At 40.9% G+C, this 26,117-nt stretch carries 27 protein-coding genes; 26 read left to right on the forward strand and 1 reads right to left on the reverse strand.

Annotated features, from left to right (window positions below):
- Window positions 1–10 precede the first annotated feature (10 nt).
- The 14 genes from IGJ19_RS02425 (at window position 11) to IGJ19_RS02490 (ending at window position 13,547) form a co-directional block, all read left to right on the forward strand.
- On the forward strand, window positions 11–856 hold the full coding sequence (locus IGJ19_RS02425; RefSeq protein WP_086334282.1) for a class C sortase: 846 nt from the start codon (window positions 11–13) through the stop codon (window positions 854–856).
- A gap of 91 nt (window positions 857–947) precedes the next feature.
- Window positions 948–1,589, forward strand: coding sequence for a PAQR family membrane homeostasis protein TrhA (gene trhA / locus IGJ19_RS02430; protein ID WP_010736330.1), 642 nt, complete (start codon window positions 948–950; stop codon window positions 1,587–1,589).
- Window positions 1,590–1,864: 275 nt separating this feature from the next.
- Window positions 1,865–3,121 (forward strand): diaminopimelate decarboxylase, encoded by a 1,257-nt coding sequence (lysA, locus tag IGJ19_RS02435; protein WP_142433645.1) that lies wholly within the window; start codon window positions 1,865–1,867, stop codon window positions 3,119–3,121.
- The gene (gene dapF, locus IGJ19_RS02440; protein WP_074801740.1) at window positions 3,108–3,914 is read left to right on the forward strand and encodes a diaminopimelate epimerase; all 807 of its coding nucleotides are present in this window, start codon (window positions 3,108–3,110) and stop codon (window positions 3,912–3,914) included. The genes lysA and dapF overlap by 14 nt, the downstream gene beginning before the upstream one ends.
- Window positions 3,911–4,792: a 4-hydroxy-tetrahydrodipicolinate synthase gene (dapA, locus tag IGJ19_RS02445; protein ID WP_430604370.1), complete on the forward strand. Its 882-nt coding sequence runs from the start codon at window positions 3,911–3,913 to the stop codon at window positions 4,790–4,792. The genes dapF and dapA overlap by 4 nt, the downstream gene beginning before the upstream one ends.
- Window positions 4,789–5,508 carry a 4-hydroxy-tetrahydrodipicolinate reductase gene (gene dapB, locus IGJ19_RS02450; protein ID WP_430604371.1) on the forward strand — a complete coding sequence of 240 codons (720 nt, stop codon included), beginning with the start codon at window positions 4,789–4,791 and terminating at the stop codon, window positions 5,506–5,508. Before dapA ends, dapB begins: the two co-directional genes overlap by 4 nt.
- 1 nt (window position 5,509) lies before the next feature.
- Window positions 5,510–6,205: a 2,3,4,5-tetrahydropyridine-2,6-dicarboxylate N-acetyltransferase gene (gene dapD, locus IGJ19_RS02455; protein WP_430604372.1), complete on the forward strand. Its 696-nt coding sequence runs from the start codon at window positions 5,510–5,512 to the stop codon at window positions 6,203–6,205.
- 20 nt (window positions 6,206–6,225) lie between these two features.
- On the forward strand, window positions 6,226–7,221 hold the full coding sequence (locus IGJ19_RS02460; RefSeq protein WP_142433649.1) for an aspartate-semialdehyde dehydrogenase: 996 nt from the start codon (window positions 6,226–6,228) through the stop codon (window positions 7,219–7,221).
- Complete coding sequence (locus tag IGJ19_RS02465; RefSeq protein WP_375148088.1) at window positions 7,218–8,567, forward strand: aspartate kinase; 1,350 nt, start codon at window positions 7,218–7,220, stop codon at window positions 8,565–8,567. Before IGJ19_RS02460 ends, IGJ19_RS02465 begins: the two co-directional genes overlap by 4 nt.
- Window positions 8,527–9,621, forward strand: a complete 1,095-nt coding sequence (locus IGJ19_RS02470; RefSeq protein WP_115357259.1) for an amidohydrolase — start codon at window positions 8,527–8,529, stop codon at window positions 9,619–9,621. The genes IGJ19_RS02465 and IGJ19_RS02470 overlap by 41 nt, the downstream gene beginning before the upstream one ends.
- 35 nt (window positions 9,622–9,656) lie before the next feature.
- Window positions 9,657–10,829 carry a pyridoxal phosphate-dependent aminotransferase gene (locus IGJ19_RS02475; protein ID WP_142433651.1) on the forward strand — a complete coding sequence of 391 codons (1,173 nt, stop codon included), beginning with the start codon at window positions 9,657–9,659 and terminating at the stop codon, window positions 10,827–10,829.
- A 120-nt stretch (window positions 10,830–10,949) separates the two neighbouring features.
- Complete coding sequence (locus tag IGJ19_RS02480; RefSeq protein WP_115357260.1) at window positions 10,950–12,329, forward strand: FAD-dependent oxidoreductase; 1,380 nt, start codon at window positions 10,950–10,952, stop codon at window positions 12,327–12,329.
- Between the two features lie 289 nt (window positions 12,330–12,618).
- Window positions 12,619–12,900 carry a hypothetical protein gene (locus IGJ19_RS02485; RefSeq protein WP_074801715.1) on the forward strand — a complete coding sequence of 94 codons (282 nt, stop codon included), beginning with the start codon at window positions 12,619–12,621 and terminating at the stop codon, window positions 12,898–12,900.
- A gap of 380 nt (window positions 12,901–13,280) precedes the next feature.
- Window positions 13,281–13,547: a hypothetical protein gene (locus tag IGJ19_RS02490; protein WP_430604373.1), complete on the forward strand. Its 267-nt coding sequence runs from the start codon at window positions 13,281–13,283 to the stop codon at window positions 13,545–13,547.
- 129 nt (window positions 13,548–13,676) lie between these two features.
- Here IGJ19_RS02490 and IGJ19_RS02495 read toward each other — a convergent pair whose 3' ends face one another.
- On the reverse strand, window positions 13,677–14,429 hold the full coding sequence (locus IGJ19_RS02495) for a MurR/RpiR family transcriptional regulator (protein ID WP_108145938.1): 753 nt from the start codon (window positions 14,427–14,429) through the stop codon (window positions 13,677–13,679).
- Window positions 14,430–14,596: 167 nt separating this feature from the next.
- On the opposite strand from IGJ19_RS02495, the gene pfkB reads away from it, so the two are divergent.
- From pfkB to IGJ19_RS02555, 12 genes are all read left to right on the forward strand, one after another.
- Window positions 14,597–15,529 (forward strand): 1-phosphofructokinase, encoded by a 933-nt coding sequence (pfkB, locus tag IGJ19_RS02500; protein ID WP_115357271.1) that lies wholly within the window; start codon window positions 14,597–14,599, stop codon window positions 15,527–15,529.
- The gene (locus IGJ19_RS02505) at window positions 15,529–16,920 is read left to right on the forward strand and encodes a PTS fructose transporter subunit IIC (RefSeq protein ID WP_430604374.1); all 1,392 of its coding nucleotides are present in this window, start codon (window positions 15,529–15,531) and stop codon (window positions 16,918–16,920) included. The genes pfkB and IGJ19_RS02505 overlap by 1 nt, the downstream gene beginning before the upstream one ends.
- Window positions 16,921–16,939: 19 nt before the next feature.
- Window positions 16,940–17,395, forward strand: a complete 456-nt coding sequence (locus IGJ19_RS02510; RefSeq protein ID WP_430604375.1) for a fructose PTS transporter subunit IIA — start codon at window positions 16,940–16,942, stop codon at window positions 17,393–17,395.
- On the forward strand, window positions 17,392–18,375 hold the full coding sequence (lacD, locus tag IGJ19_RS02515) for a tagatose-bisphosphate aldolase (RefSeq protein ID WP_430604376.1): 984 nt from the start codon (window positions 17,392–17,394) through the stop codon (window positions 18,373–18,375). Before IGJ19_RS02510 ends, lacD (IGJ19_RS02515) begins: the two co-directional genes overlap by 4 nt.
- A gap of 376 nt (window positions 18,376–18,751) precedes the next feature.
- Window positions 18,752–19,495: a GntR family transcriptional regulator gene (locus IGJ19_RS02520; RefSeq protein WP_430604377.1), complete on the forward strand. Its 744-nt coding sequence runs from the start codon at window positions 18,752–18,754 to the stop codon at window positions 19,493–19,495.
- Between the two features lies 1 nt (window position 19,496).
- Window positions 19,497–20,675 (forward strand): SIS domain-containing protein, encoded by a 1,179-nt coding sequence (locus IGJ19_RS02525; protein ID WP_086334294.1) that lies wholly within the window; start codon window positions 19,497–19,499, stop codon window positions 20,673–20,675.
- A gap of 20 nt (window positions 20,676–20,695) precedes the next feature.
- Window positions 20,696–21,673 carry a tagatose-bisphosphate aldolase gene (gene lacD / locus IGJ19_RS02530; protein WP_430604378.1) on the forward strand — a complete coding sequence of 326 codons (978 nt, stop codon included), beginning with the start codon at window positions 20,696–20,698 and terminating at the stop codon, window positions 21,671–21,673.
- Between the two features lie 57 nt (window positions 21,674–21,730).
- On the forward strand, window positions 21,731–22,210 hold the full coding sequence (locus IGJ19_RS02535) for a PTS system mannose/fructose/N-acetylgalactosamine-transporter subunit IIB (RefSeq protein WP_086334296.1): 480 nt from the start codon (window positions 21,731–21,733) through the stop codon (window positions 22,208–22,210).
- Window positions 22,211–22,223: 13 nt separating this feature from the next.
- A complete protein-coding gene (locus IGJ19_RS02540) occupies window positions 22,224–23,114 on the forward strand; it encodes a PTS mannose/fructose/sorbose/N-acetylgalactosamine transporter subunit IIC (protein ID WP_430604379.1) in 891 nt (296 codons plus the stop codon).
- On the forward strand, window positions 23,101–23,910 hold the full coding sequence (locus IGJ19_RS02545) for a PTS system mannose/fructose/sorbose family transporter subunit IID (RefSeq protein ID WP_074801680.1): 810 nt from the start codon (window positions 23,101–23,103) through the stop codon (window positions 23,908–23,910). The genes IGJ19_RS02540 and IGJ19_RS02545 overlap by 14 nt, the downstream gene beginning before the upstream one ends.
- A 13-nt stretch (window positions 23,911–23,923) precedes the next feature.
- Window positions 23,924–24,325: a PTS sugar transporter subunit IIA gene (locus tag IGJ19_RS02550; RefSeq protein ID WP_430604380.1), complete on the forward strand. Its 402-nt coding sequence runs from the start codon at window positions 23,924–23,926 to the stop codon at window positions 24,323–24,325.
- Between the two features lie 175 nt (window positions 24,326–24,500).
- Window positions 24,501–25,931, forward strand: a complete 1,431-nt coding sequence (locus IGJ19_RS02555) for a glycoside hydrolase family 1 protein (RefSeq protein ID WP_430604381.1) — start codon at window positions 24,501–24,503, stop codon at window positions 25,929–25,931.
- The last annotated feature ends 186 nt before the right edge of the window (window positions 25,932–26,117 follow it).

Genomic DNA, 26,117 nt, shown 5'->3' on the forward strand with positions numbered 1-26,117 from the left:
GGAGAATAAAATGAAACAAAAAAAATGGCGTCTGTTAGATCTAATCATGTTCTCGGTATTTTTTATCGGTGTCCTCAGCTTGGCGTATCCTTTTGTCAGTGATACGTTGAATGATTATCTCGACCAGCAGATCATCAAAAATTATCAAAAAAAGGCAAAGTCTGAACATGCGACAGAACTTGCTGAATTACAAAAGCGGATGATCAAAAAAAATGAACAACTGGCATCAAACGAAGCGATGCCAGAAGCAGACCCATTTTCCAAGAAAAAAAAGACTGATCAAAAATCTCAGAAATCGTATATCGAATCACATACCGTTGGTGTTTTGACGATCCCCAAAATCAATGTCAGCTTACCGATTTTTGATCAAACAACGACGAAACTATTGGAAAAAGGCGCTTGTCTGCTCGAGGGCACCTCATACCCGATCGGAGGAAAATCGACACATGCGGTACTTTCCAGCCACCGAGGCTTGCCGCAAGCAAAATTGTTTACAGATTTACCTCAATTAAAAATAGAAGATCACTTTTATATTGAAATCAATGGACAGTATCTTGCGTATCAAGTCGATCAGATCAAAACCGTAGCACCGACAGAAACAGAAGCGCTGCAAATCCAAGAAAATCAAGATTTAGTCACACTGGTTACTTGTACTCCGTATATGGTCAATAGTCACCGTTTATTAGTACGCGGGCACAGGGTCGCTGTTGAACCAGAAGAAATAAAAGAAGCGTTAGAAAAAGTGAAACAAGCGAAGCGTACTGCATTTTTACTCGTAAATGGCTTGATCAGTGTGTTTTTGTTGCTATTTCTTATCATGATGATAAAATATTTTACAAAAGTTATTAAAAAATGATATAGTTTTGGAAACTAGATGTTAAAGTTTTTGTAAACAGAACATCCTTCATGTATAATGAAATTGAACAAACGAAATGGAGTGGATCAAGATGGAGATAGAATTTAGCCGAAAGTACCAAATCGTCAATGAAGTATTAAATGCGGTGACCCATGGGATTGCAGCTTTGTTAAGTCTGCTTTGCTTCAATTTGCTGATGGATCGCGCCCATACAACCTTAGATTATGTCGCTTTTGCGATTTATGGTAGTTCTCTTTTTCTGCTATTCTTTTCTTCTACGTTATTTCATAGTTTGATTTTTACGAAAGCAAAAAAAGTATTTCAGGTATTTGATCATTGTTCGATCTACCTTTTGATTGCTGGAACCTACACGCCATTTTGTCTGCTAGTCGTGCAAGGAACGACAGGACTAGTTTTGCTAAGTGTTATTTGGGCGACAGCAGTGATCGGTATCATATATAAATGTCTGACTTTAACAAAGACAAATAAAGTATCAAAAGTTTCAACGATCATTTACAATGTGATGGGGTGGGCAATCATCGTTGTGCTACCTAAGCTCTATCAGAATATCGATTTGACTGGCTTACTACTGCTAGTTGGCGGAGGAATCGCTTATTCTGTGGGATCACTATTTTATAGCATGAAAAGCAGACGATTCACCCATGTGATCTGGCATCTATTTGTCATGTTAGGTGCAGCGTTGATGTTTTTAGCAATCTATGTAAGTAATTGATTTAAGAAAATTTCACTTTAAAAAACTGACCAAGAAATTGGTCAGTTTTTTTGTCTGTTTCTAAGAGGATTATGTGAAAATAAATAGTGGTTTTTTATTTTTTTGTTTTCTGTATGCAATAAAATTGAAAAAATAAACATTTTTGCTGAAAATAGCGATTTAAACTAGACAATTCAAACAATTTTGTTTAATATTATTCAAATAAAATTCAAATTATAATCTAAGGATATTTCAATTTGATGAGAAAATAATTTTTTGAAAAGAGGGAAAAGAGAATGACAGAATTAACGATCGGCGAAATTCCAGTGAGTCAACTAGCAAATGAATATCAAACACCCCTATATGTGTATGATGAAAAAAAGATGGAAGAAACGATAAAGTCGTTTAAGCTGAACTTTGATTCTGATTATTTTCAAACAAAGATCTTGTATGCGTCTAAAGCCTTTCAAACAGTAGAATTACTCCGTTTGATCGCTGAACAAGGGTTAGGTCTAGATGTCGTAAGTGGTGGAGAAATTTATACCGCGTTACAAGCTGGATTTCCTGTAGAAGATATTTATTTCCATGGCAACAATAAAACGGTCGATGAATTAAGATACGCGATCGAAAACGATATACACCATTTCGTTGCAGATAATGGGATGGAAGTCGAAGTCTTGGAAGAATTAAGCCGAGAATATCAGAAAAAGCTACAGATCATGTTGCGATTGAATGTAGGGATCGAAGCGCATACCCATGAATACATCGTCACCGCACATATCGATTCAAAATTCGGTATGCTTTACGATAGCGATGTTTGCCAACAAGCGATTACACGTATCCAACAAAGTGAGTTTCTTAGATTGGAAGGCTTTCATGCCCACATCGGCTCACAAATCTTTGATATGACGGCTTGGTTGGCTGAGATCGACCAGTTGGTCACCTACCTTGAAGATTTTCAACAACCGCTTTCTTTAAATCTAGGAGGGGGCTTTGGTATCCGTTATACCGAAGCGGACACACCTTTACCGATTGCAGAATCAGTCAAACATCTGGTTACACATACAGAGCAGGCACTAGCTGACAGAAACTTAACGATCGATCGCTTATTGATTGAACCTGGGAGAAGTATCGTTGGTGAAGCCGGAACAACACTTTATACAGTCGGCTATATCAAAGAAACACCTCACAAGAAATATTATTTTGTGGATGGTGGGATGACAGATAATATTCGACCGGCACTTTATCAAGCAGAATACACCTGTGATTTAGCAAATAAACTAGACATTGAAAAAACAGAAAAAGTGACGGTTGCGGGGAAAATGTGTGAATCAGGAGACGTGGTGATCCAAGAAACACAGTTGCCTCCTGCAGAGCCAGGTGATCTTCTGGCAGTGTATGCCACAGGAGCCTACGGATATTCGATGAGTAGCAATTACAATCGTGCACTTCGACCAGCAGTTGTTTTTGTCAAAGATGGCGTGTCGAGAGAAGTCGTGCGTCGGCAAACTTATGCGGATCTATTGAGAGGAGAAGTCTATGCAGATTTATAAATATAACGGTTGTGGCAATGATTTTATTCTCTTAGATTACGATGAAACGATCGACTATAGTCGTTTGGCTCAAAGCTTGTGCGCACCAACTGCTTATGATACGGATGGATTGATTGCTGTTAAAACCGATCCATTGGAAATGATCTACTACAATAAAGATGGCAGTCGTGCACCGATGTGTGGCAATGGTATCCGTTGTTTTGCCAATTATGTCAGCGATCAACAATTACATGAAGAGCCACAATTTGCAGTCAAAACGCTTGCTGGGATGATCCATGTGACGATCCATTCACGAGAACCTTTTTATTGCACGGTCGACATGGGTTCGCCAGACTACCGACCAGAGAAAGTAGGCGTAGCGCAAGCAACACCGATCATCAAACAAGCGCTGACGATTGATGAGCAAAAGGTAGAGCTGACTAGTTTATTCATGGGGACGATCCATACAGTTGTTTTTGTTGAAGATGCGTTGGCTGAATTAACCAAGGAGACAGGAGAAAAACTCTGCCATCATCCCTTATTCAAAGAGAAAACAAACGTCAATTTTGTCCAATATGTCAATGAAGAAGAATTGATCGTCCGCACGTATGAACGTGGGGTCGGTTGGACATTAGCTTGTGGCACAGGCTGTTGTGCAGCGTATGTCGTCGCAAAAGATCAAGGATATCTCTCCGGCTTACAAGCTACGATCCATTTAGAGCAAGGTGATTTACTGATTTCTGGTGATGAAACGATTACGATGGCAGGACCAGCCAGTTATGAATGGCACAAAAATTTGGAGGTAGAAGGATGATCAAAGGATCGATTGTTGCATTAGTGACTCCGATGACGGAAACAGGTGCAGTGGATTATTTAGGATTGGAGCAGCTGATTGCTTTTCATCTGAAAGAACAAACAGACGGATTACTTGTCCTAGGAACAACTGGGGAATCACCAACACTATCTGAGGAGGAAGAGGAAGAGATCCTACGATTCACCGTTGAAAAAGCCAATGGGCGTATCCCAGTGATAGCTGGCGCAGGATCGAATGCGACGGCGAAAACGATCAAGAAAGTCCAGCGTTTTGCAGAACTAGGGGCAGACCAATTATTAGTGATCACGCCTTACTATAATAAAACGAGCGATGCAGGCTTACTGGCTCATTTTAAAGCGATCGCAGACGCGTCCTCTCTACCAATCATCTTATATAACGTACCGTCACGAACAGGCATGACGATTTCATTACCTGTATTAACGGAACTAGCGAAGCATCCACGAATCATCGGCATCAAAGAGGCTTCTGGTGATATGTCCTACACAATGGAAGTCGCACAACTGATTGATGAATCATTTGCGCTTTACAGTGGCAATGATGATTTGATTTTACCCATCTTGAGTATTGGTGGCATCGGTGTGATCAGTGTTTGGGCGAATATCCAACCAAAAGTAGTCCATGGATTAGTCCATGATTACTTGGATGGAAATAGCCATTCAGCAAAAGAAAAACAATTGACTCATTTAGCGTTGATCAATGCCTTGTTCAGTGAAACCAATCCAATTCCAGTGAAAGCAGCAATGAATCATTTAGGTTTACCTGCTGGACCATTAAGACTACCACTGATTGAATTAGGCGAGGAGAAAAAGCAACAACTGATTGCACTGTTAGCAGAAAACGGAGGGGCAAGCATATGAATATCGGGATTATCGGAAGTGGAAAAATGGGCAAGCGAATTGCAGAAGTTACCGAAGAATATCAACATCAACCATTGATGTTGACCGAATCCCTGCAATTAACAGATGAATTATCGTTTGCTCAGACACCAGCGGTCATGATCGATTTTTCTCATCCAGCTGGTTTGGATAAAATCTTGCGATACAGCCAAGCTCACCAAGTCCCACTGGTGATTGGCACAACTGGCTATACCGAAGAGCAATTTGCTGAAATCGCCCAAGCAGCTCAAACGATTCCTGTACTCTACAGTGCTAATTTTTCATTAGGAATCATGGTGATGAATCGCTTGATCAAACAAGCAGCTCAAGACTTAGCCAGCTGGCAGATCGAATTGATCGAAAAACACCACAGCCAAAAAAAAGACGCACCTTCTGGCACAGCTAAGCGCTTAGTGGAAACACTACAATCCGTTCGAGAGCTGTCGCCTGTCTATCAATGGGCAGACAAACCACGAGAAGACCAACAAATCGGTGTCCATAGCCTACGTGCAGGCTCTTTTCCAGGAGAACATGAAGTCTTTTTTGCGACCAAAGATGAAGTTCTTTCAGTGAAGCACGAAGCCTTTTCAAATCGAATTTTTGCAGAAGGGGCAGTTCAAGCAAGCATCTGGTTGGCCGAACAGTCAGCCGGTTTTTATCAATTAGAAGATCTATTTGGACCTAGAGGAGGAGCCTAAATTGAACGCACAAGAAATCATTCATTTTATTCAAACAGCAGAAAAAAAGACCCCAGTCAAAGTTTACTTAAATGTTTCTGAACCCATTGAGTTTCCAAACGCAAAAGTATTTGGCGAAGCGCACAGTCCAATTGTTTTTGGGGATTACAAAGACATTGCGCCGGTACTAGAAAAAGAAGCGGAGAAAATCTTAGCGATTGAACTAGAACAGACAGCTAGAAACAGTGCAGTTCCTTTACTGGATATCAAAGACATCAACGCTCGGATCGAACCAGGCGCTGTCATTCGTGACCAAGTAACCATCGGAGATCAAGCAGTGATCATGATGGGTGCTGTGATCAATATCGGTGCTGAAATCGGGGATCATAGCATGATCGATATGGGAGCAATCCTAGGCGGACGTGCGACTGTCGGCAAGAATTGTCATATCGGCGCCGGCGCTGTGCTAGCAGGGGTCATCGAGCCAGCTTCCGCTCAACCAGTAGTGATCGAAGATGGTGTATTAGTTGGTGCGAATGCAGTGATCGTTGAAGGTGTTCGTGTTGGAAAGAATGCAGTCGTCGCAGCAGGTGCAGTCGTTTTAGAAGACGTTGCCCCTGAGACGGTCGTTGGTGGTACACCGGCACGTGTATTAAAAATAAAAGATGATCAAACCAAAGAAAATACCGCATTGATTGCAGCACTAAGAGAATTGTAGACAAAGAAAGGATGAAAAACATGCGCGAAATAGATACCTGTATTGTCGGAGCGACGGGTTTAGTCGGTCAAACTATGTTAAGAGTATTAGAGGAGTACGATTTTCCAGTAGGAAAACTCAAGCTTTTAGCATCCAAACGCTCTGCGGGGAGTCTGTCTGTGTTTAAGGGAAAAGAGTATGTTGTCGAAGAACTGACTGAGACTTCTTTTTCTGGGTATGATTTGGCGCTTTTTTCAGCTGGAGCATCCGTGTCTCAAACATTTGGCCCAATTGCACGTCAAGCCGGCTTAGTAGTCATCGATAATTCTTCAGCGTGGCGAGAAGATCCTACGATCCCGTTGATCGTCCCTGAAGTAAATCTAGAAGATCATACGTTAGATCCATTGATTGCCAACCCAAATTGTTCGACGATCCAATCCGTCTTACCACTGAAAGCACTACAGAATACCTTTGGTGTGAAGCGTGTCAATTACACGACATATCAAGCTGTTTCAGGTTCAGGGCAACAAGGAATCGCTGATCTACAGGCGACTAAAATTGGTGAACCAGCCACTTTTTATCCTCATGACATCAGTCAAACGGTCATTCCAGAAATCGATCGCCCAATGGAAAATGGGTATACCAAAGAAGAACAAAAAATGATCAATGAAACGAAAAAAATCTTGCATCAACCAGATTTGCCTGTATCTGCGACTTGTGTGCGTGTTCCCATCGAAAATGGCCATGGTGTCTCGATTGCTGTTGAGTTAGAAAAGGAATTTTCATTGGAACAAATCCGTGCTTGTTTCAGTCAGTTTCCAGGGATTTTGGTTGTCGATAACTTAGCAGAACACCAATATCCCACAAGTACATTAGCAAGAGGCACAGACCAAGTATACGTGGGGCGTATTCGTCGCGACCTCTCTGTTGAAAATGGCTTACTCTTTTATACTGTAGCTGACAATATTCGCAAAGGCGCTGCGGCTAACGCTGTTCAAATTGCTTTGGCACTTCTTCAAGAGGAGGTCCTTTCATGAAAGTCGCAAAATTTGGTGGAAGCTCGATGTCTCATGAAGAACAGTTCCGTAAAGTCCGTGAGATCGTGCTAGCTGATCCTAGTCGAGAAGTCGTTGTCGTTTCCGCTTTAGGAAAAAGAACCGATGAAGACGATAAAGTGACCGATTTACTCTATTTGATCCATGCGTATCTTCAACATAAGGTTGATTGGACGCCACTATGGGAACGGATCACACAACGTTTTATTCAAGTAAGGGATCTTCTATCACTCGACTTTCCGATTGAAAAAGAATTAACCACGATCGAAACACAACTAAAACAGGAAAAAGTGACGATCGATTATTTAGTCAGTCGTGGGGAGTATCTGACTGCGCAATTGATGGCGGAATATTTAGGGTATACCTTTGCAGACGCAAGTGAGCTGATCTACTTTGATTATGAAGGAGGCATCGACTTTCCGCGTACAGAGCAAGCAGTACGCGAGCTGTACCAGAAACACCAAAAGTTGATCGTCCCAGGATTTTATGGTGCCAATCCAGCAGGAAAAGAAAAATTACTTGGTCGTGGGGGCAGTGATATTACCGGCTCCGTTTTAGCAAGTGCCTTACAGGCAGATCTTTATGAAAATTGGACGGATGTTTCAGGTATCATGATGGCAGACCCAAGAATCATTGACTCACCGAAAGTCATTGAAGAGATCTCTTTCCGTGAATTACGAGAAATGGCTTATATGGGTGCTAATGTGTTACACGAATCTGCGGTTTTTCCTGTACAAGAAGCTGATATCCCGATCCAAATCAAAAATACGAATCGACCGAATGATCATGGAACAAAAATCTCAAATCATGAAGTCGAAAAAGAAAATGGGTTGACGGGGATTGCAGGAAGAAAAGACTTTCTTTCAATCACCTTGTTCAAACGACATATGTCAGACGAGATCGGTTTTATTTGGAAAGCCATGAGTATTTTTGCCAAACATGGCATCTCGATCGAGCATATCCCCTCTGGCATCGATAATATCGGTGTCGTCGTTTCGGCGGAATTGATCATGGATAAATTGTTTTTGATCACGAAAGAATTACGTGAGGAATTAGGCGTAGAGGAAATCGAAATCATCGAAGACTTGGCTTTGATTTCTGTTGTAGGCGGTCCACATAAGGAACCAATTGGACTTTCTGGAAAAGTATTATCGATTTTGAATGAGTTAGAAATCAGGACCTCGATTTTATCGCAAGGTGCGCAAGAGTTGAATTTGATCATCGGCGTACCCAATACACAATATGAAACCGTGGTAAAAGGAATCTATGAAGGGATGGTGAGGCGACATGTTGGCAACACACCGAATGGCGTTACATCAAATTCCTGAACTTGGCTTTCATGAATTTAAAACGAAAGAATACCTTTACGAACAAATCAAAAACTGTGGTGGCGTGATCCATGAAATCGATGAGACAGGCTTGTTGGTTTATTTTGATCAGCAACAAGACACAACGATTGCTTTTCGGACAGATATCGACGCGTTGCCCATCACTGAAGCCACAGGGTTACCTTTTGCGTCTACACACCCAGGATTCATGCACGCCTGCGGACATGATGGTCATATGGCGATGCTCTTAGGATTGACCGATTATATTGCCACGCACCGTCAAGAGATGCAGCACAATATCGTCTTGATTTTTCAACCCTCAGAAGAAATCGCTGGTGGGGCAGAAAGTGTGATCCGTTCTGGGTGGTTGGAACATTACAAGGTACAGGCAATCTTTGGTTTTCATTTATGGCCAGGCTTACCAGAAGGGAAAGTATTTTCACGACCAGGTGCGTTGATGGCCCAAAGTAGTGAAACAGATATCATCGTCCAAGGCAGATCTGCGCATATCGCCTCAAGTAGTCAAGGCATCGATAGTTTAGAAGCAGCTGTGCGTTTTATGAAACAAGTCTATGACTTTGATAAATCTCTGCCAGAAAACCTTGAACATCTCTTGAAATTTGGTCAGATCACAGGTGGGACGATCCGCAATGTCTTAGCCAATGAAGTCGTGATCTCAGGCAGCATTCGTTCATACAGTCGTAAGACCCAAACGGACTTAAAGATGCAACTAGCACGACTAGCAGAAGAATTCCAACAAACTTCCCCAGCGAAAATCTCATTTCGTTATAACGATGGCTATCCTGCTGTACGTAACGATGAACGGTTGTATGCAGCACTTGCCCACTCAGAGTTATTACATGAGTTGGCTGAGCCTGTCTTACAAGCAGAAGATTTTGGTGTTTATACGGAACACTATCCTTGTGTCTTTTTCTTCTTAGGTGTAGGGGATACACCAGCCCTGCATGATGCAACCTTTGATTTCGATATGGCCGTTTTAGAAAAAGGATTGGAATGGTACCAAACAATCCTTTACACCAAGGAACTTTTCTGAAAAAATAAGGATAGTAACCAAAAGGGGAGAAGTCTATGAATCTACACCATCGTTTTAATCCAAGGCTGGCTAAAATCGAAGTCTCGCAGATCCGTATGTTCGATCAGCAAATCTCAAGCATTCCGGGTATCATCAAATTGACATTAGGTGAGCCAGATTTTTCAACACCTGAAGCAGTCAAAGAGGCAGGGATCACAGCCATCAAAGAAAACTATTCTCATTATACCGGGATGAGAGGTTTACCAGAATTATGTGAAGCAGCTTGTTTCTTCCAAAAAGAACGTTACGGTCTTTCTTATGATCCGCAAACGGAAGTACTGACAACGATTGGTGCCACAGAAGCGATCGCGACAGCTTTATTAGCGGTCTTAGAAGAAGGAGATAAGGTATTGATCCCAGCACCTGCGTATCCCGGCTATCAACCAATCGTTGATCTAGCAGGCGCCGAATTGATCACGATCGATACATCAGACACTGGCTTTATTTGTCAGCCAGAACAACTAGAAGAGGCGTTTGCCAAATACGGAGACGAAATCAAAGCAGTGATTTTGAATTACCCAAGTAATCCAACTGGAACATTGTTATCTGCAGAGCAAATGAGTAAACTTGCAGAAGTTTTAAGCCAACATCCAGTCTTTGTCATCAGTGACGAAGTTTACGCGGAGTTGAATTACGTGGGGGATCATGTATCGATGGCTACGTACTTACCTGAACAAACGATCGTCGTGAATGGACTCTCTAAATCCCATGCCATGACTGGCTGGCGCATTGGCTTTCTTTTTGCCCAAAAACCAGTGATCGATGAATTGATCAAGGTCCACCAATATTTAGTTACTTCTGCCACAACGATTTCTCAAAAAGCTGCGGTCGAAGCATTGACAACGAGTATGGACGAAGGGAAAAAAATGAAGGCCCGCTACGTCGAACGCCGAGATTATCTATTACCACAACTTACGGAATTAGGCTTTCAAATCTCTCAACCTGATGGTGCGTTTTATTTGTTCTGTCGCTTACCAGAAACGATCCAGATGAATTCGTGGGATTTTTGTTTAGCACTCGCAGAACAAGGTAAGGTTGCCTGTATCCCTGGCTCAGCTTTTGGACCGGAAGGCGAAGGATTTATCCGAATCTCTTATGCAAGTGGGATGGATGACCTACAAGAAGCGTGTAAACGTATCGGCACATTTTTAGCACAATTAAAACAATAATATTAAAATAACGAATAAAATTTTTAGGCAAGCCTTTTCATTTGCATTATTATTCTTAGAATGATATCGTAAAATTGTTTAGAATGATTCTAAACAATTGTTATGAGGAGGGTTTTGTCAATGGAAAAAACGAAAGTAATTATTGTCGGTGCATCACATGGAGGGCATCAATCCATTTTAGAATTACTATCTAGATACGGAGAAAATGTGGATATCACCTTGTTTGAAGCAGGCGACTATGTTTCATTTATGTCATGCGGCATGGAATTATATTTAGAGGATCAAGTCACTAGTGTGAATGATGTCCGTAATTTCAGACCGGAAAACTTTCCACAACCAAATGTGGGGATTTTAAATAACCACGAAGTTAAGACAATCAATGCAGATAAAAAAACAGTAACAGTTACACGTAAAGAAGATGGACATACAGAAGAGTATGCTTACGATAAATTGATTTTGAGTTCAGGTGTGAAACCAAACTCATTACCTATTCCAGGAACAGACTTAGAAAATGTGTATTTGATGCGTGGCTATAATTGGGCAACGAAAATCAAAGAACGCATGACAGACCCAGCAGTGAAAAAAGTAGCCGTTATCGGTTCAGGTTACATCGGAATCGAAGCAGCAGAAGTTTTCTTGAATGCAGGGAAAGAAGTAACGTTATTAGATATGATCGATCGTCCTTTAGGTACTTACTTAGATAAGGAAATGACAGATATCTTAGAAGCGCACTTAAAAGAAAAAGGCATGAACATCAAAACTGGCGTGAACATCAAAGCCTTCACAGGTGACGGTAAAGTCGCAGCCATCGAAACAGACAGTGGCACGATCGAAACAGATTTGATCATCCAAGCTGCCGGTGTCAAACCGAATACCGAATGGTTGAAAGGCATCGTTGATTTAGATGAACGTGGCTGGATCATCACAGATGAATACCTACAAACAAACTTACCTGATGTTTATGCAGTAGGAGATGCAACACTTGCTTATTCGATCCCAGCAGGCAAAAAAGTGCCGATCGCATTAGCAACAGTTGCACGTCGAGAAGCACGCTATGTCGTTCAACACTTATTTGAACAAACACCAAGCAAACCATTTGGTGGCTTAGTCGGCTCATCTGCGTTACGTGTGTTTGACTATCATTTTGCTGCAAGTGGCTTGAACAGCTTCACAGCTGATCGTGCAGGCGTAGCCATCAAAACAGCCTTCTATGAAGATACGATCCGTCCAAAATTCGTACCAGAAGAATTTGGGAACGGAAAAGCAGCTGTACAATTAGCCTATGATCCATTTACGCATCAATTGCTAGGTGGCGCTGTTTTATCAACGAAGGACATCACTGCACAAGGCAATGTCTTAGCATTAGCAATCCAACAAAAATTGACGATCGAAGACTTGGCAGAAGCAGATTTCTTCTTCCAACCAGGACACGACCGTCAATGGAGCTTACTAAACTTAGCGGCACAACAAGCACTAGGTGAAGAGCCATTTGTGGAGTAAAAACTAAATTTAAGTAATAGTAAATACGGAATAACAGGTGGATGGAAACATTCAGCCTGTTGTTCCGTTTTTTTATTTATTCGTAAGAGTTGTTTGGGCTGAAGGGAAATATTGACGATTATGCTTTTAAAACAGCTTTTTAGGAATGCAATAAATTTTTTTGATATTTTTTGATATGATTAAGGTGGAAGTTATTTTAATTTGTTAAAGTAATATTTTAGTGCGTTACGTATATATATTTGTAGAGAGGAATCGGTTACTATTTATACATAGAATGGAGAGATGAAAGATGACCTACGTTCGAATAATCAAAATAATCCAATTGGTTTTATTGGCACTAAGCATCTATTTTGCTGCAATGAAAAATACGATCTATACCATACTGATTATGCTATCACTATTTATTGAATATACCCAATCCGAGCAACCTAAAACTCCTTACAAATCGGGAAAAAATTCAATCTATCTACCGAATCAAACATCTAGAACGGAAGTGATGTTTGCGCTGATTCCCACGATTTTAGTTCTTATGATTTGCTCCATTTTAGAATTAGAATTGTATCATTTTTAGTAACAGGAATAATTTGAACCACGTCTATTTATTAGTAATAAAAAATGAATACATAAAAGTATCGATCGTATGAGAATTTTAGAGAAGGTGAACCGAGTGAGCCAAATAATTGTTTTCACCTCCTATCTAGTGATGGGGGACAAAAATAAAATTCATTTTTGTTTCTAACCTTAAACTTAATAAACGGTGTTCCAGAAGTAACTCCTTCAGAAATAAGCCGAGAAACCCAAAAATTTGAAGAACAATTTTCGTCTTTCTCGGCTTATTTCTCGGAGCTAGACACTTCTGTCACAACCTCATGGAGGTATAAAAATAATAGAAAATAGTTAGAAAACAGGACAGAAAATCTACAAATAGAAGAATAGAACGGAGAGATTAAAATGACCTACGCTAGAATACTCAAAGGAACTAGTTTGATTTTATTAGCTTCAAGTATCTATTTTGCAGCACAGAAAAATACTATTTACTTCACACTGATTTTATTATCGATACTTATTGAGTCTGCCCAACCCAACCGCCCTAAGATCCCTTATCAATCAAAACGAGAAGCCATCTATCTACCGAATCAGACGTATGGTACGGAAGTGAAGGTTGAATTTGTTTTGACGGTTGTAGTTTCTATTATTTGTTTTGTTTTGGCATTATGACAAGACATGAATGTAGATGAACGTCATGAATCAAACGTAAATAAAATTGAATGAACTCTTTCGTAAAGAAGCACCAATCACCGAAAAAACTTCACATTTTCGGTGATTGATGCTTCTTATACTTGTTCCTCAATCCCCCTTCTTCACCCGTATCGCATACGAATCCAGCAAGATCCGAGCAATCACAGAAAGTGGCAGGCGAGAGCGAACTTCATATTCAGGGAAAAAAGAGATTTCGGATTTGAAGCCGATCAAAGATAATTCTGCTAAGTGATTCAAGCGACTTTCCCGTGAGGCGGTGATCAGGATCGAACTGATTTCCTCGCGGTAGCAATTCTCCGCTGCTGCTACGAGTTCTTCTGTTTCACCGTTTAAGGAAATAAAAAGAACGACATCTTTTTTGTGCAATTTGCGACTAACGGTTTTGATGATATTTGGATCGGTATGAAGGACACAATACTTATCGAGTAGTTGGAATTTGGTTTGTATTTCTTCCCCAATCATTTCTGAAAATCCTCTGGCAAAGATAATGATTCTTTGTGAACTCCAGATTTTTTGAATCGCATCTTCGATTACTCCTGTATCCAATAGATTGATGGTACGCACGACTTCCTGTTCGTTTTTTAGAATGGAGGTTTTTATTTCTTCATCTACTTTATCGACCGTAGCAAAATTGATGGTGGTATTCTTCTTTTCCTTTAAATGATGCTTAAAAGAAGTATAGCCTTCGTACCCTTTTTTCTTCATGGTACGAACGATGGTCGTGGTGGATACGTTGGCTCGTTCGCTTAGTTTGATAATTGATAGATTTGGGATTTCTTGGATGTGATTCATCATGTACTCCCATAAAAAATGTTCTGCCTCGCTCAATTTAGGTTCCATTTTACTCCTCCCCCTTTTCTGTTTGGCTTCTTTTTATTCTACCACGGATGTAAACCCTTACTCAGGTGAGTTTTATTTTGTAAACATTTACCTAAAATTTCGCTTATTTAGAAAACATGTACATCCAAAAACAGGTCATACTGTAGATAAAGTGAGGAGGGATACAGGTGGCTAACGTATATACATGTACGATGAATCTGGCGATTGATCTGTTTATTGAAGTGGAACGACTCAAACCGAATGTCGTGAACCGCTCAATCGATGATGACATCCAAGCAAATGGGAAAGGTGTCAATGTTTCATTGATTTTAAAAAAACTCGGGATACCAAATACTGCGTTGGGCTTTAGCGGAGGATTTACTGGGGCTTATATTGAGGAATGTTTGACGAAGGAAGGAATCAACGCTCATTTTGTTTCTATACCTGGAATGACTCGCATCAACGTATTTACACAAGTGAATGAGGAATCAAGTGAATACAAGTTGGTCAATCGTGGACCAGAAATCGACCAGTTAGCGATGGAAGAATTGCTTGAGACAATCAGTCATTTGTCAGCTGGAGATTATCTTTGTGTTTCTGGGAGCCTGCCAAGAGGGGTACCAGAAGAAATCTTAGTAATGATCAGTAAAATCTGTCATGAGAATCAAGTGCGCTTGATCTTAGATACGAGTGCTAAAATCGTTAAACGATGTCTAAAGTATCAACCATTTTTACTGAAACCGAATGAGCAGGAATTGGCAGAATGGTTTGATGAAGAAATAGCAGAAACGGAATATGTGAACTATTGCAAGAAACTATTAGCCGCAGGCGCTCAAAATGTATTGCTGTCATTAGGTGGAGCGGGCGGGATCTATGTGAACGAAAATTATTGTTTGACAGGAAATGCCCCGCAAGGAAAAGTCGTCAATACCGCTTGTGCCGGGGATACACTCTTAGCCACTTTTCTGGCAGGCTTGATCAAAGAAGAAAATAGTGCGGATTGTTTCAAGGACAGTTTAGCTGCGGGTAGCTCGACTGCGTTTCAAAAAGGATTGACTGATTTTACAGATGTCGCAGAGTTGAAAAAAGAAATCACTATTCATAAGGAGGAATTCAGATAATGGCTAAGTATCGATTAATTGCAGCAACTGGTTGTCCCACAGGTATTGCCCACACGTATATGGCACAAGAAGCACTGGAACAGGCAGCGAAGAAAAAAGGCATTTCGATCAAGGTGGAGACCCATGGTCAAGTAGGGGTAGAAAATCGTTTGACAGATCAGGAAATCATTGAAGCGGAAGCAGTGATTATTGCGGCGGATAAAGATGTCCAGCCTGAAAGATTTGCCGGGAAAAGGATCATTGATGTTTCTGTTTCGAAAGGGATCAAAGAAGCCGATCAATTGATTGCTGCGGCTTTAAACGGTGAAGGAGTGATTTCTGAAAAAGTCGAAATGGCGGAAGGAGATAAGGAAAAACAACATGCACAACAGAGTATTGGTCACAGCATCTATAAGAACTTGATGAATGGTGTTTCTCACATGTTGCCTTTTGTTGTCAGTGGAGGAGTCTTGATCGCCATTTCTTTTTTATGGGGGATTTATTCTGCTGATCCTGCCAATGCGCAATACAATGAATTTGCTGCGAATTTGAATCGAATCGGCGGTTTTGCGATGAGTATGATGGTGCCGGTCCTTTCCGCTTTTATTGCTGAAGGAATTGCAAAGCGTCCTGGACTGGTTGTTGGTTTTGTCGGTGGATTGATTGCCTCAGATGGTGGTACAGGTTTTTTAGGTGGGATTATCTCAGGTTTCTTGGCAGGGTATGTGGTATTGGGATTAATAAAAGCGTTACAACCTTTGCCTAAAACACTAGATGGTTTAAAAGCAATTTTCTTATATCCCGTACTAGGGGTGTTGATTACTGGATTGATCATGACAGTCATTTCAGGACCGATGGCTAGTATCAATGAAGGAATGATGGATTTTCTTGCAGGGTTTGAAAACTCAAGTCCTTTAGTCTTAGGGGTGATCGTCGGTTGTATGTGTGCATTCGATATGGGTGGTCCGATCAATAAAGCAGCCTACGTTACTGGAACTGCCCTGTTAGCACAAGGAAATACTAGCTTTATGGCGGGAGTTTCTGCAGCCTGTATTGCTCCGCCGTTGATTACTGGCTTTGCGGTCTTACTTTTTGGGAAATACTTCGAGCCAAACGAAAAGAATGCTGGTCTAGTGAATTTCATTCTAGGCTCAACACATATTACGGAAGGTGCGATTCCTTTTGCGGCAAAAGATCCACTTCGTGTCTTGCCAATCATGATGCTTGGTTCGTCGATCGCCGCTGTATTGACCTATTTCTTTCACGTGCAAGTACCAGCACCCCATGGCGGATTTCTCGTTTTACCAGTAGTGACCCATGGCTTACTGTGGGTTCTTGCGATTCTTGCTGGTTCTATTGCAGGCGGAGTATTACTAGGCTTGGTTCAAAAAAGAAAGTCACTGAGTGTGTGAAAGGGAGAGGATTCATTTGATGGAAAATTTATTTGTTTATACCAATGTGGCGGCGAATACTCGTGACGCGGTGTTTGCGTTTCTTTCAACAAAAATCGTTGAGGTAGGAAAAGCGACCAGTGAACAGGCGGTCGAAATTGGTTTGAAACAACGCGAAGCAGAAGGTACGACTGGTATGATGGATGGCTTTGCGATCCCTCATGCGAAAAGTGAAAGTATAGAAGAACCAACGATCATTATTTTGAAATTAACGAATGCAGTCGCCTGGGATAGTTTAGACGGTCAACCGATCAAGTATGTGATTGCGTTGTTTATTCCAGCTGCAGAAGCAGGAACCAGTCATTTGGCGCTTCTTTCGCAAATGGCACGAATGTTGATGGATGAAGGCTTTAAACAAGCATTTATCACTGCTTCCACTCAAGAAGAAATTGTTGGGTTGATTGATTTTAAGTTAGAAGGGATGTTGAAAAAATGAGGAAAGTATCAGAGGGGAAATACCAAGCATTGGTAAACATGAGTAATCCAGACGGAATCATCGGGGCTTTAGCGATAGATCAAAGAGGCGCATTGAAAAAAATGATGGCGAAACACAAAGAGGAGGTCAAAGTGGATGATTTGATCCATTTCAAAGAACTCGTGTCCGAAGAATTGACACCTTTTGCTTCTTCGATTCTTTTAGATCCAGAATATGGGTTGCCAGCTGCCGAAAAACGCGCCAAGACAGCTGGACTATTGTTGGCTTATGAGAAAACAGGATATGATACAACGATACCTGGACGTTTGCCAGATACCTTAGCTTTTTGGTCAGTCAAAAGATTAAAAGAAGCTGGAGCAGATGGCTGCAAATTCTTGCTTTACTATGATGTAGACGAAAGCAAGGAAGTCAATGAACGGAAACAGGCATATGTAGAAAGAATCGGTTCAGAATGTCTGGCGGAAGATCTTCCTTTCTTTTTAGAATTGCTATCTTATGATGCAACGATCCCAGATACGACCTCCAAGGAATATGCCAAGATCAAACCGAAAAAAGTCATTGAAATGATGAAGATTTTCTCAGAGCCGAGGTTCAACGTAGATGTCTTGAAGGTAGAAGTACCTGTCAATATGACTTATGTTGAAGGTTTTGGAAAAGAAATCATTTATTCCAAGCAAGAAGCATCCGCTTTGTTCATCGAGCAAAGCCAAGCGACTGACTTACCGTTCATTTTTCTTAGTGCAGGTGTCAGTGCCGAAGGATTCCAAGAAACGTTGTACTTTGCCAAAAACGCTGGGTCTTCGTTCAATGGTGTTTTATGTGGGCGAGCTACATGGGCAGATGGTGTGGCACCTTTTGCGGATCAAGGGAGACAGGCGGCAAAAAAATGGCTTGCTGAACAAGGGAGAAACAACATTGAGGAATTAAATGGAGTCTTGATGAAGACAGCTTCGCCTTGGAAAAATAAGATTAGTCGCTAGTTGGTTAGTCATCTTGAAATAGCAAAAGAGAAACACTTTGAGCACCTAGACGTGGGAAATGAAGTGTTTCTTTTTTTTTGTTATTTTTCATTGGAATTTAGCGAAATGCAAGAAAAAGAACCGTTGGATTTCTTCATTATTTTATAAATTTTCTAGAATAAACAAGCTTTTTAAGGACAAGCCTTATGCTGCTTTTTATGAGGTTTATGCTGTTTTTTTATTTTAAGTGGTATTTTCGAGGTATTTAAAATGTTTTTATATATAGTTGATTGAAACGTTGTTATATAGCGGTTTTTAAGCAATTTTTATGTTGACAGGTAGTTATTATTACTTTACGATTGTCTTGTGGTTATAACCAGTTGGAAGGGGTAAAGAAATGGAAAATTCTCGTAAAGGGAAACCGTTATATTATCAACTAGTTGATGTACTAAAGAAACGAATTGAGGCAGAAATGATCCCGCATGATAAATTGCTGTCTGAGAGGGAGTTATGTCTGTACTATGGTGTGAGTCGGACGACGGTTCGATTGGCATTGCAGGAATTAGAAACACTTGGCTATATTTATAAAAAACATGGAAAAGGAACGTTTGTCAGTGACTTATCGCATCAAGCAGCAAGTCTAGCTGGTGCTTACAGCTTCACAGAAGAAATGTTGGCATTGGGGCGTACACCGAAAACGATTATTTTAGCTTTTGAAAAACAAGCAGCGACAAAGCAGTTGGCTGAACGATTGAATCTCAATCTAGGAGAAGCAATCTTCAAAATCAAGCGGCTACGTTTAGCGGATGATGTCCCTTTGATGGTTGAACGGTCTTATTTACCAGCAAAACTGTTTCTTGGCCTTGATTTGTCAATTTTGGAAAGCAAGCCTTTGTATGATGTTTTTCTGGAAGATTTTGATCAACATGTCCAAGTGGCAGAAGAGGAATTCTACGCCAGTATTGTTTACGCAAATGATGCTGAATTACTGCATATATGCGATGGAGCACCGATTTTACATTTGAAACGGACGACCTTCAATAGCAAAAACGAGATCATCGAATATACAGATAGTGTCGCAAGAGCAGACCAATTCCATTATAAGATCCGTCATGTTCGGAGTAATCTAGGAGGAAAATAACATGTTTGAACTGTCGAAGGATGAATTAGAAAAAATAGGTGCAAGGATCACTACAGAAGAAATCAAACAACAACCAGATCTGTGGGAAGAGGTTGTGGAAATCTTAGAAGAGAAGAAAAATGAATTAGCCCTTTTCTTTGATGCACTTGAAAAACAGGCAAACGAGCAACAAATCCAAGTCATCTTTACCGGTGCAGGCTCTTCTCAATATGTAGGCGATACGCTTGTTCCTTACTTGAATGAGCATGGAGACACCAAACGATTTGCTTTTCATAGTTTTGGTACGACCGATATTGTTGCTTCTCCAAGAGAGTATTTGTTTCCTGATCAACCCACGTTATTGATTTCGTTTGCTAGAAGTGGCAATAGTCCGGAAAGTCTGGCGGCAGTCAAAATCGCCGATCAAGTTGTGGATACGTTGTTCCATTTAGCAATTACGTGTGCAGAAGAAGGAAAATTAGCACAAGTCGCACGTGAACAATCGCAACATTTCTTGTTGTTGATGCCAAAAAAAGCAAATGACGCTGGCTTTGCCATGACAGGTAGCTTTACATGTATGTTATTGAGTGCCCTTTGGCTGTTTGATCAAACGAACCAAGAAACAAAACAAAAGTATGTCACTTCCTTGAGTCATATCGGCAAAGATGTTCTGAAAAGAGAGCAAGAACTGATCCAAGTGTTAGCAGTACCATTCAATCGGGTCGCATACCTTGGCTCAGGTAGCTTGGCTGGTGCCACAAGGGAAGCACAGCTGAAAATCTTAGAGTTGACTGCTGGAAAAATTGCGACAATCTTTGATTCTTCGATGGGCTTTCGTCATGGACCAAAATCCTTTGTCAATGAGCAAACTTTAGTGATCGGGTTTGTGACGAACCAAGCGTACACACGCAACTATGATTTAGATATTTTGGAAGAAATCAATGGCAATGCTATTGCTGCAAAGGTGTTAGCCATTGCTCAATCGACGCAAAGAGACTTTTCTGGAGCAAACTTTTTTCTAGAACCAACCGCGCTAGAATTACCCGATGCCTATCTATCCGTAGTGATGATTTTGACCGCACAAATCATTGCTCTTCAAATGTCAATCAAAGTTGGTAATACGCCTGACACACCTTCACCGACAGGAACGGTGAATCGAGTAGTCAAAGGTGTGACGATCCATGAGTACCAAAATGAATAACAAGGAGGTCAATAAAAACGATGACACCAAATAAGAAAAAAGCGATGGAACAATTAGCAACAAAAGACGGCATCATCAGTGCATTAGCAATTGATCAGCGGGGGGCATTGAAGAAAATGCTGTCGGCTTTAGGAGAAACACCCACAGATGAACAATTGATTGAGTTCAAAGCGTTGGTTTCTAGTGAGTTGACGCCTTATGCTTCAGCTATTTTATTAGATCCTGAATATGGTTTGCCCGCTGCCAAAGTACGTGATCCATCCGCTGGTTTGCTCTTGGCGTATGAAAAAACGGGTTATGACGTATCAACTCCTGGACGGTTACCAGATCTATTAGGAGACTGGTCTGCATTGAGATTAAAAGAAGAACAAGCAGATGCAGTGAAATTTTTACTTTATTATGATGTAGATGAAGATCCAAAAATCAATCATTTGAAACACGTCTTTATTGAACGTCTAGGAAGTGAATGTGCAGGAGAGGATCGACCGTTTTATTTAGAACTGCTCTCTTATGATGCCAAATTAAATGATAGCGCTTCACAGGAGTATGCAAAGGTTAAACCGCATAAAGTGATTGAAATGATGAGAGAATTTTCAAAGCCTCGTTACCAAGTAGATGTTTTGAAAGTCGAAGTACCAGTCAATATGAACTTTGTCGAAGGTTTTGGTGACAAGGAAATCGTCTATAGTCAAAAAGAAGCAGCTGACTTTTTCAAGGCGCAAAGCGAGGCGACTCACTTGCCATTCATTTTCTTGAGTGCGGGTGTATCTTCTGAATTATTCCAACAAACGCTAGTCTTTGCCTATGAGTCAGGTTCCACCTTCAATGGTGTCTTGTGCGGAAGAGCGACTTGGAAAGATGGCGTCAAAGCTTATGTAGATGCTGGGAAAGAAGGAGCCGTCAAATGGTTACGGACACAAGGTAGACAGAATATTGAGAACTTGAATCAAGTAATCAATCAGACAGCGACACCTTGGTATCAAAAAACAGGTGAATAATGTAAGCGTTACCTTTATTTTTAGAATGAACAATTTATTTGTAAAGGAGAATGAACAATGGCAATTATTGGTGTAAGAATCGATGGACGTTTGATCCATGGACAAGTCGCGAATCTTTGGGTAACGAAGTTGTCGATTACTCGGATATTAGTTGTAGATGATGAGGTCGCAATGAATACAGTAGAAAAAAGTGGCTTGAAATTAGCCACACCAGCAGGAGTAAAGTTAAGTGTCTTACCGATTGAAAAAGCCGCAGAGAATATTCTTGCTGGCAAGTACGATTCCCAACGTTTACTGATCGTCGCAAAAAAACCTGATCGATTGTTGAGACTTGTTGAACGAGGCGTGCCGATCAAGGAAGTCAATGTAGGGAATATGTCTCAGACAAATGAAACCAGATCAATCACCAAATCGATCAATGTGGTGGAAAAGGATATTGAGGATTTCAAACAGTTAAATGCGCGTGGGGTCCATTTGACCGCACAAATGGTACCAAGTGATAAGTCAGAAGATTTTATGAGTCTTTTGAATAAATAAGGGGGTTAAGTAGATGTCCATTCAATGGTGGCAAATCTTATTATTATCTTTATATGCAGGTTATCAGATTTTAGATGAACTACAAATTTATTCCTCAATGAGTGCCCCCGTTTTTGCCGGTTTGTTCACCGGATTAGTCATGGGGGATTTACAAGCTGGTTTAATTATCGGTGGTAGTATGCAATTGACCGTTCTAGGTGTTGGGACATTTGGCGGTGCTTCAAGGATCGATGCAAACTCCGGAACGATACTAGCAACTGCTTTTTCCATCTCATTAGGGATGAATCCAGAACAGGCAATTGCGGCTATTGCAGTTCCTGTCGCTAGTTTAATGATCCAATTGGATATTTTAGCTCGATTTGCGAATACGTACTTCGCTCATCGTATCGATCAACATGTTGAAACAATGAATTATAAAGCAATTGAACGCAATTATTTATTAGGTGCTCTTCCTTGGTCCTTGTCACGTTTGATCCCCGTCTTTTTAGCCTTAGCATTTGGTGGCGGATTAGTCGAAAACGTCGTCGCTGTACTAAATGGCGATTTAAAATGGTTAGGAGATGGCTTATCTGTCGCAGGAGCGGTATTACCAGCAGTCGGTTTTGCTATTTTACTACGCTATTTACCAGTCAAGAAACATTTTCCTTATCTGATTTTAGGTTTTACGATCACTGCCTTATTAGCAACGTTGTTCTCAAATGTCCAGTTGCTTGGCACGAGTGTCGCAAGTGTCGTCAAAGATTTGCCGGCAACCTTCAATTCATTACCGATGCTGGCAGTAGCAATGATCGGTTTCTCTTTAGCAGCGATCAGCTATAAAAACAATCAACGAACAGAAAACCAGCAAGTAGCAAGTTCTCATACAACCTCTGAGGAAGGAGAAATCGAAGATGACGAAATCTAATTACAAGTTAACGAAAGAAGACTTTACACAAATCAACCGCCGAAGCTTGTTGACCTTCCAATTAGGCTGGAATTATGAGCGGATGCAAGGTTCAGGCTATCTCTATACGATCCTGCCACAATTGCGAAAAATCTACGGAGATGATACGCCGGAATTAAAAGAAATAATGAAGACTCATACACAATTTTTCAATACCTCAAACTTTTTCAATACGATCATTACTGGAATCGATTTAGCGATTGAAGAAAAAGAAGGTATTGCCTCAAAAGAAACTGTCTCTGGGATGAAAGCTGGATTGATGGGACCTTTCGCCGCGATTGGCGATTCCATTTTCGCCGCATTGATTCCGACCATTTTTGGGGCATTAGCCGCCAATATGGCGATCAATGGGAACCCCGCAGGTATTTTTATCTGGATCGTTGCCCAAATCGTAGTCATGGTCTTTCGTTGGAAACAATTGCAATTTGCTTACAAAGAAGGGATTTCTTTAGTGACCACGATGCAATCGCGATTAACAGCGCTCACAGATGCCGCAACCTTGTTAGGGGTGTTTATGGTCGGTGCATTAGTTGCTACAATGGTGAATGTGCAAGTTTCCTGGGCGCCGAGCATTGGTGATGTGACGATGAACATGCAAAATAATATTGATATGATCCTGCCTAAATTATTACCAGCTGCGATCGTTGGCGGTGTCTATTGGTTATTAGGCAAAAAGAATATGACCTCCACCAGAGCAATTTTTATCGTCTTGATCATCTGTGTCGTTTTATCCGCTTTAGGCGTGATCTCAAAATAGGAGAGTGTTGAAAATGAGCAAACAGTTAGTTCTTGTCAGCCACGGACAACTTTGTGAAGGACTAAAGGCAAGTACCGAAATGATCATGGGACCGCAAGCTCATATTCATACAGTGCCTTTATTGCCGGAAGAAGGAACAGAGGATTTCAAAGAAAAATTTCTTGCGGTGGTTTCTTCGTTGGAAGACTATGTTGTTTTTTGTGACTTGATGGGCGGGACGCCAGCAAATACTATTGTCCAATTGATCATGGAAGGCGAGTCGATCGAATTATATGCAGGCATGAATATGCCAATGGTCATCGAGTTTATCAATAGTCAAATGGTCGGAACAGCGCCGGAATATGTTCGTTCTGGTGCAGAGAATATTCTGAATGTGAACCAAATAATTGCTGCATTGGCTGAAGAGGACGAATAAATCAATGTTTGACAACGTTTACAAAAAATAGTATCTTTTTAGATAGGATAGTGATTATTCAGTTAAGCTAGACCTGATCAACGGCCTTTTTAGGTGGTTGATTGGGTCTTTTTTTATACTCAATAATAAAATAACAGTAAGGCTATCATATCAAACTGAAAAGGGGCAATGACTAATGAGTTTTCCAAAGAATTTTTTATGGGGTGGCGCAACAGCGGCAAATCAATGTGAAGGAGCATGGGCTGTCAATGGCAAAGGAGATTCGATCAGCGATCACAATCGTGCAGGCAATCGTGAGATGGGGAAACGACGTACCTTTGATTTGGTGATCGATGAAACCAATCATTACTATCCGAGCCATACAGCGATTGATTTTTATCATCGCTACAAAGAAGATATCGCATTATTTGCGGAAATGGGCTTTAAGGCCTATCGTTTATCGATTGCGTGGACACGGATTTTTCCTAATGGTGACGAAGAGCAGCCAAATGAAGAAGGCTTGAAATTTTATGATGCAGTGTTTGATGAGCTACATAAATATGGGATCGAACCGATCGTGACGATCTCACATTTTGAGTTACCGTTTCATTTGGGAAAAACGTATGACGGATTTTTAGACAAGCGAACGATCGAGTATTACGAACGCTATGCAACGACACTTTTTGAACGCTACAAAAACAAAGTGAAATACTGGTTGACCTTCAATGAAATCAATTTTGGCGTCTTAGAACATGGCAAACAAATCAATGGATTATTCAATCGAACCTATACGGAAACAGAAAAATATCAAGCCTTGCATAATGTCTTTCTTGCCTCTGCTCGAGCAGTGATTGCTGGACATAAAATCAATCCTGATTTCCAGATCGGCTGTATGTTGGCGTATATCACGATGTATCCTAAAACCTGTCATCCATTAGATGTATTGAAGACGCAACAAATGAATGACCGGTTAAATTATTTCTGTGGCGATGTCCAAGTCAAAGGAGCCTATCCTTATTACATGAAACGCTACTTTGAAAAAGAAAAAATCGAAGTGGACATCACAGAAGAGGATTTGGCACTCTTGAAGGAAGGCGTTGTCGATTATTATACGTTCAGTTATTACATGAGTACGTGTATTGCAGATGATTTAAATACTCGGTCAGATAAAAGTGGCGGCAATTTATTTGGCGGGGTGGCTAATGAGTATCTTGAAACAAGCGAATGGGGCTGGCAAGTTGATGCAGTTGGTCTAAGGTACACGTTGAATCAGATTTATTCGCGCTACGAAATCCCATTGATGGTCGTAGAAAATGGACTTGGGGCTGTCGATAAAATTGAACCAGATGGCTCGATCCATGATGACTACCGGATCGATTATCTCGCCCAACATATCCAAGAAATGGGGAAAGCAATCGATGATGGCGTGGACTTGATTGGTTATACTTCTTGGGGCTGTATTGATTTGATCAGTGCAGGAACTGGTGAAATGAGTAAACGATACGGCTTTATCTATGTCGATCGAGATGACGAGGGCAACGGAACGCTGGCTCGCTCGCCTAAAAAATCATTTTACTGGTATCAAAAAGTGATTGCGACAAATGGTGAAAGCGTAGAAATGAAATAATTCGGTAGAAAATAGCCCACCTCCAATCGACTGGATGTGGGCTATTTAGTGAGAGATTTTGTAGGTTATGAGTCCAAAACCAACGATTATGATCGGTTTGATCTAGACGAAGTCAACTCATGTTATAGTAAAAAAAGTTGCTTCTGGCAGATAGTGGAGGTTGGGGAGCAGAGGTAACAGAATAGG

Source organism: Enterococcus sp. DIV1368b (assembly GCF_050529595.1).
GTDB lineage: Bacteria > Bacillota > Bacilli > Lactobacillales > Enterococcaceae > Enterococcus_B > Enterococcus_B mundtii.

Coding starts and splice junctions, on each gene's coding strand:
- IGJ19_RS02535 (WP_086334296.1), top strand. CDS start 21,731: ATGGCAATTATTGGTGTAAGAATCGATGGACGTTTGATCCATGGACAA.
- IGJ19_RS02465 (WP_375148088.1), top strand. CDS start 7,218: ATGAAAGTCGCAAAATTTGGTGGAAGCTCGATGTCTCATGAAGAACAG.
- lacD (WP_430604378.1), top strand. CDS start 20,696: ATGACACCAAATAAGAAAAAAGCGATGGAACAATTAGCAACAAAAGAC.
- dapA (WP_430604370.1), top strand. CDS start 3,911: ATGATCAAAGGATCGATTGTTGCATTAGTGACTCCGATGACGGAAACA.
- IGJ19_RS02485 (WP_074801715.1), top strand. CDS start 12,619: ATGACCTACGTTCGAATAATCAAAATAATCCAATTGGTTTTATTGGCA.
- IGJ19_RS02545 (WP_074801680.1), top strand. CDS start 23,101: ATGACGAAATCTAATTACAAGTTAACGAAAGAAGACTTTACACAAATC.
- IGJ19_RS02495 (WP_108145938.1), bottom strand. CDS start 14,429: ATGGAACCTAAATTGAGCGAGGCAGAACATTTTTTATGGGAGTACATG.
- IGJ19_RS02520 (WP_430604377.1), top strand. CDS start 18,752: ATGGAAAATTCTCGTAAAGGGAAACCGTTATATTATCAACTAGTTGAT.
- IGJ19_RS02475 (WP_142433651.1), top strand. CDS start 9,657: ATGAATCTACACCATCGTTTTAATCCAAGGCTGGCTAAAATCGAAGTC.
- dapB (WP_430604371.1), top strand. CDS start 4,789: ATGAATATCGGGATTATCGGAAGTGGAAAAATGGGCAAGCGAATTGCA.
- dapF (WP_074801740.1), top strand. CDS start 3,108: ATGCAGATTTATAAATATAACGGTTGTGGCAATGATTTTATTCTCTTA.
- IGJ19_RS02525 (WP_086334294.1), top strand. CDS start 19,497: ATGTTTGAACTGTCGAAGGATGAATTAGAAAAAATAGGTGCAAGGATC.
- IGJ19_RS02505 (WP_430604374.1), top strand. CDS start 15,529: ATGGCTAAGTATCGATTAATTGCAGCAACTGGTTGTCCCACAGGTATT.
- IGJ19_RS02460 (WP_142433649.1), top strand. CDS start 6,226: ATGCGCGAAATAGATACCTGTATTGTCGGAGCGACGGGTTTAGTCGGT.
- IGJ19_RS02470 (WP_115357259.1), top strand. CDS start 8,527: ATGTTGGCAACACACCGAATGGCGTTACATCAAATTCCTGAACTTGGC.
- IGJ19_RS02555 (WP_430604381.1), top strand. CDS start 24,501: ATGAGTTTTCCAAAGAATTTTTTATGGGGTGGCGCAACAGCGGCAAAT.
- IGJ19_RS02540 (WP_430604379.1), top strand. CDS start 22,224: ATGTCCATTCAATGGTGGCAAATCTTATTATTATCTTTATATGCAGGT.
- IGJ19_RS02510 (WP_430604375.1), top strand. CDS start 16,940: ATGGAAAATTTATTTGTTTATACCAATGTGGCGGCGAATACTCGTGAC.
- IGJ19_RS02480 (WP_115357260.1), top strand. CDS start 10,950: ATGGAAAAAACGAAAGTAATTATTGTCGGTGCATCACATGGAGGGCAT.
- trhA (WP_010736330.1), top strand. CDS start 948: ATGGAGATAGAATTTAGCCGAAAGTACCAAATCGTCAATGAAGTATTA.
- IGJ19_RS02425 (WP_086334282.1), top strand. CDS start 11: ATGAAACAAAAAAAATGGCGTCTGTTAGATCTAATCATGTTCTCGGTA.
- lysA (WP_142433645.1), top strand. CDS start 1,865: ATGACAGAATTAACGATCGGCGAAATTCCAGTGAGTCAACTAGCAAAT.
- IGJ19_RS02550 (WP_430604380.1), top strand. CDS start 23,924: ATGAGCAAACAGTTAGTTCTTGTCAGCCACGGACAACTTTGTGAAGGA.
- IGJ19_RS02490 (WP_430604373.1), top strand. CDS start 13,281: ATGACCTACGCTAGAATACTCAAAGGAACTAGTTTGATTTTATTAGCT.
- lacD (WP_430604376.1), top strand. CDS start 17,392: ATGAGGAAAGTATCAGAGGGGAAATACCAAGCATTGGTAAACATGAGT.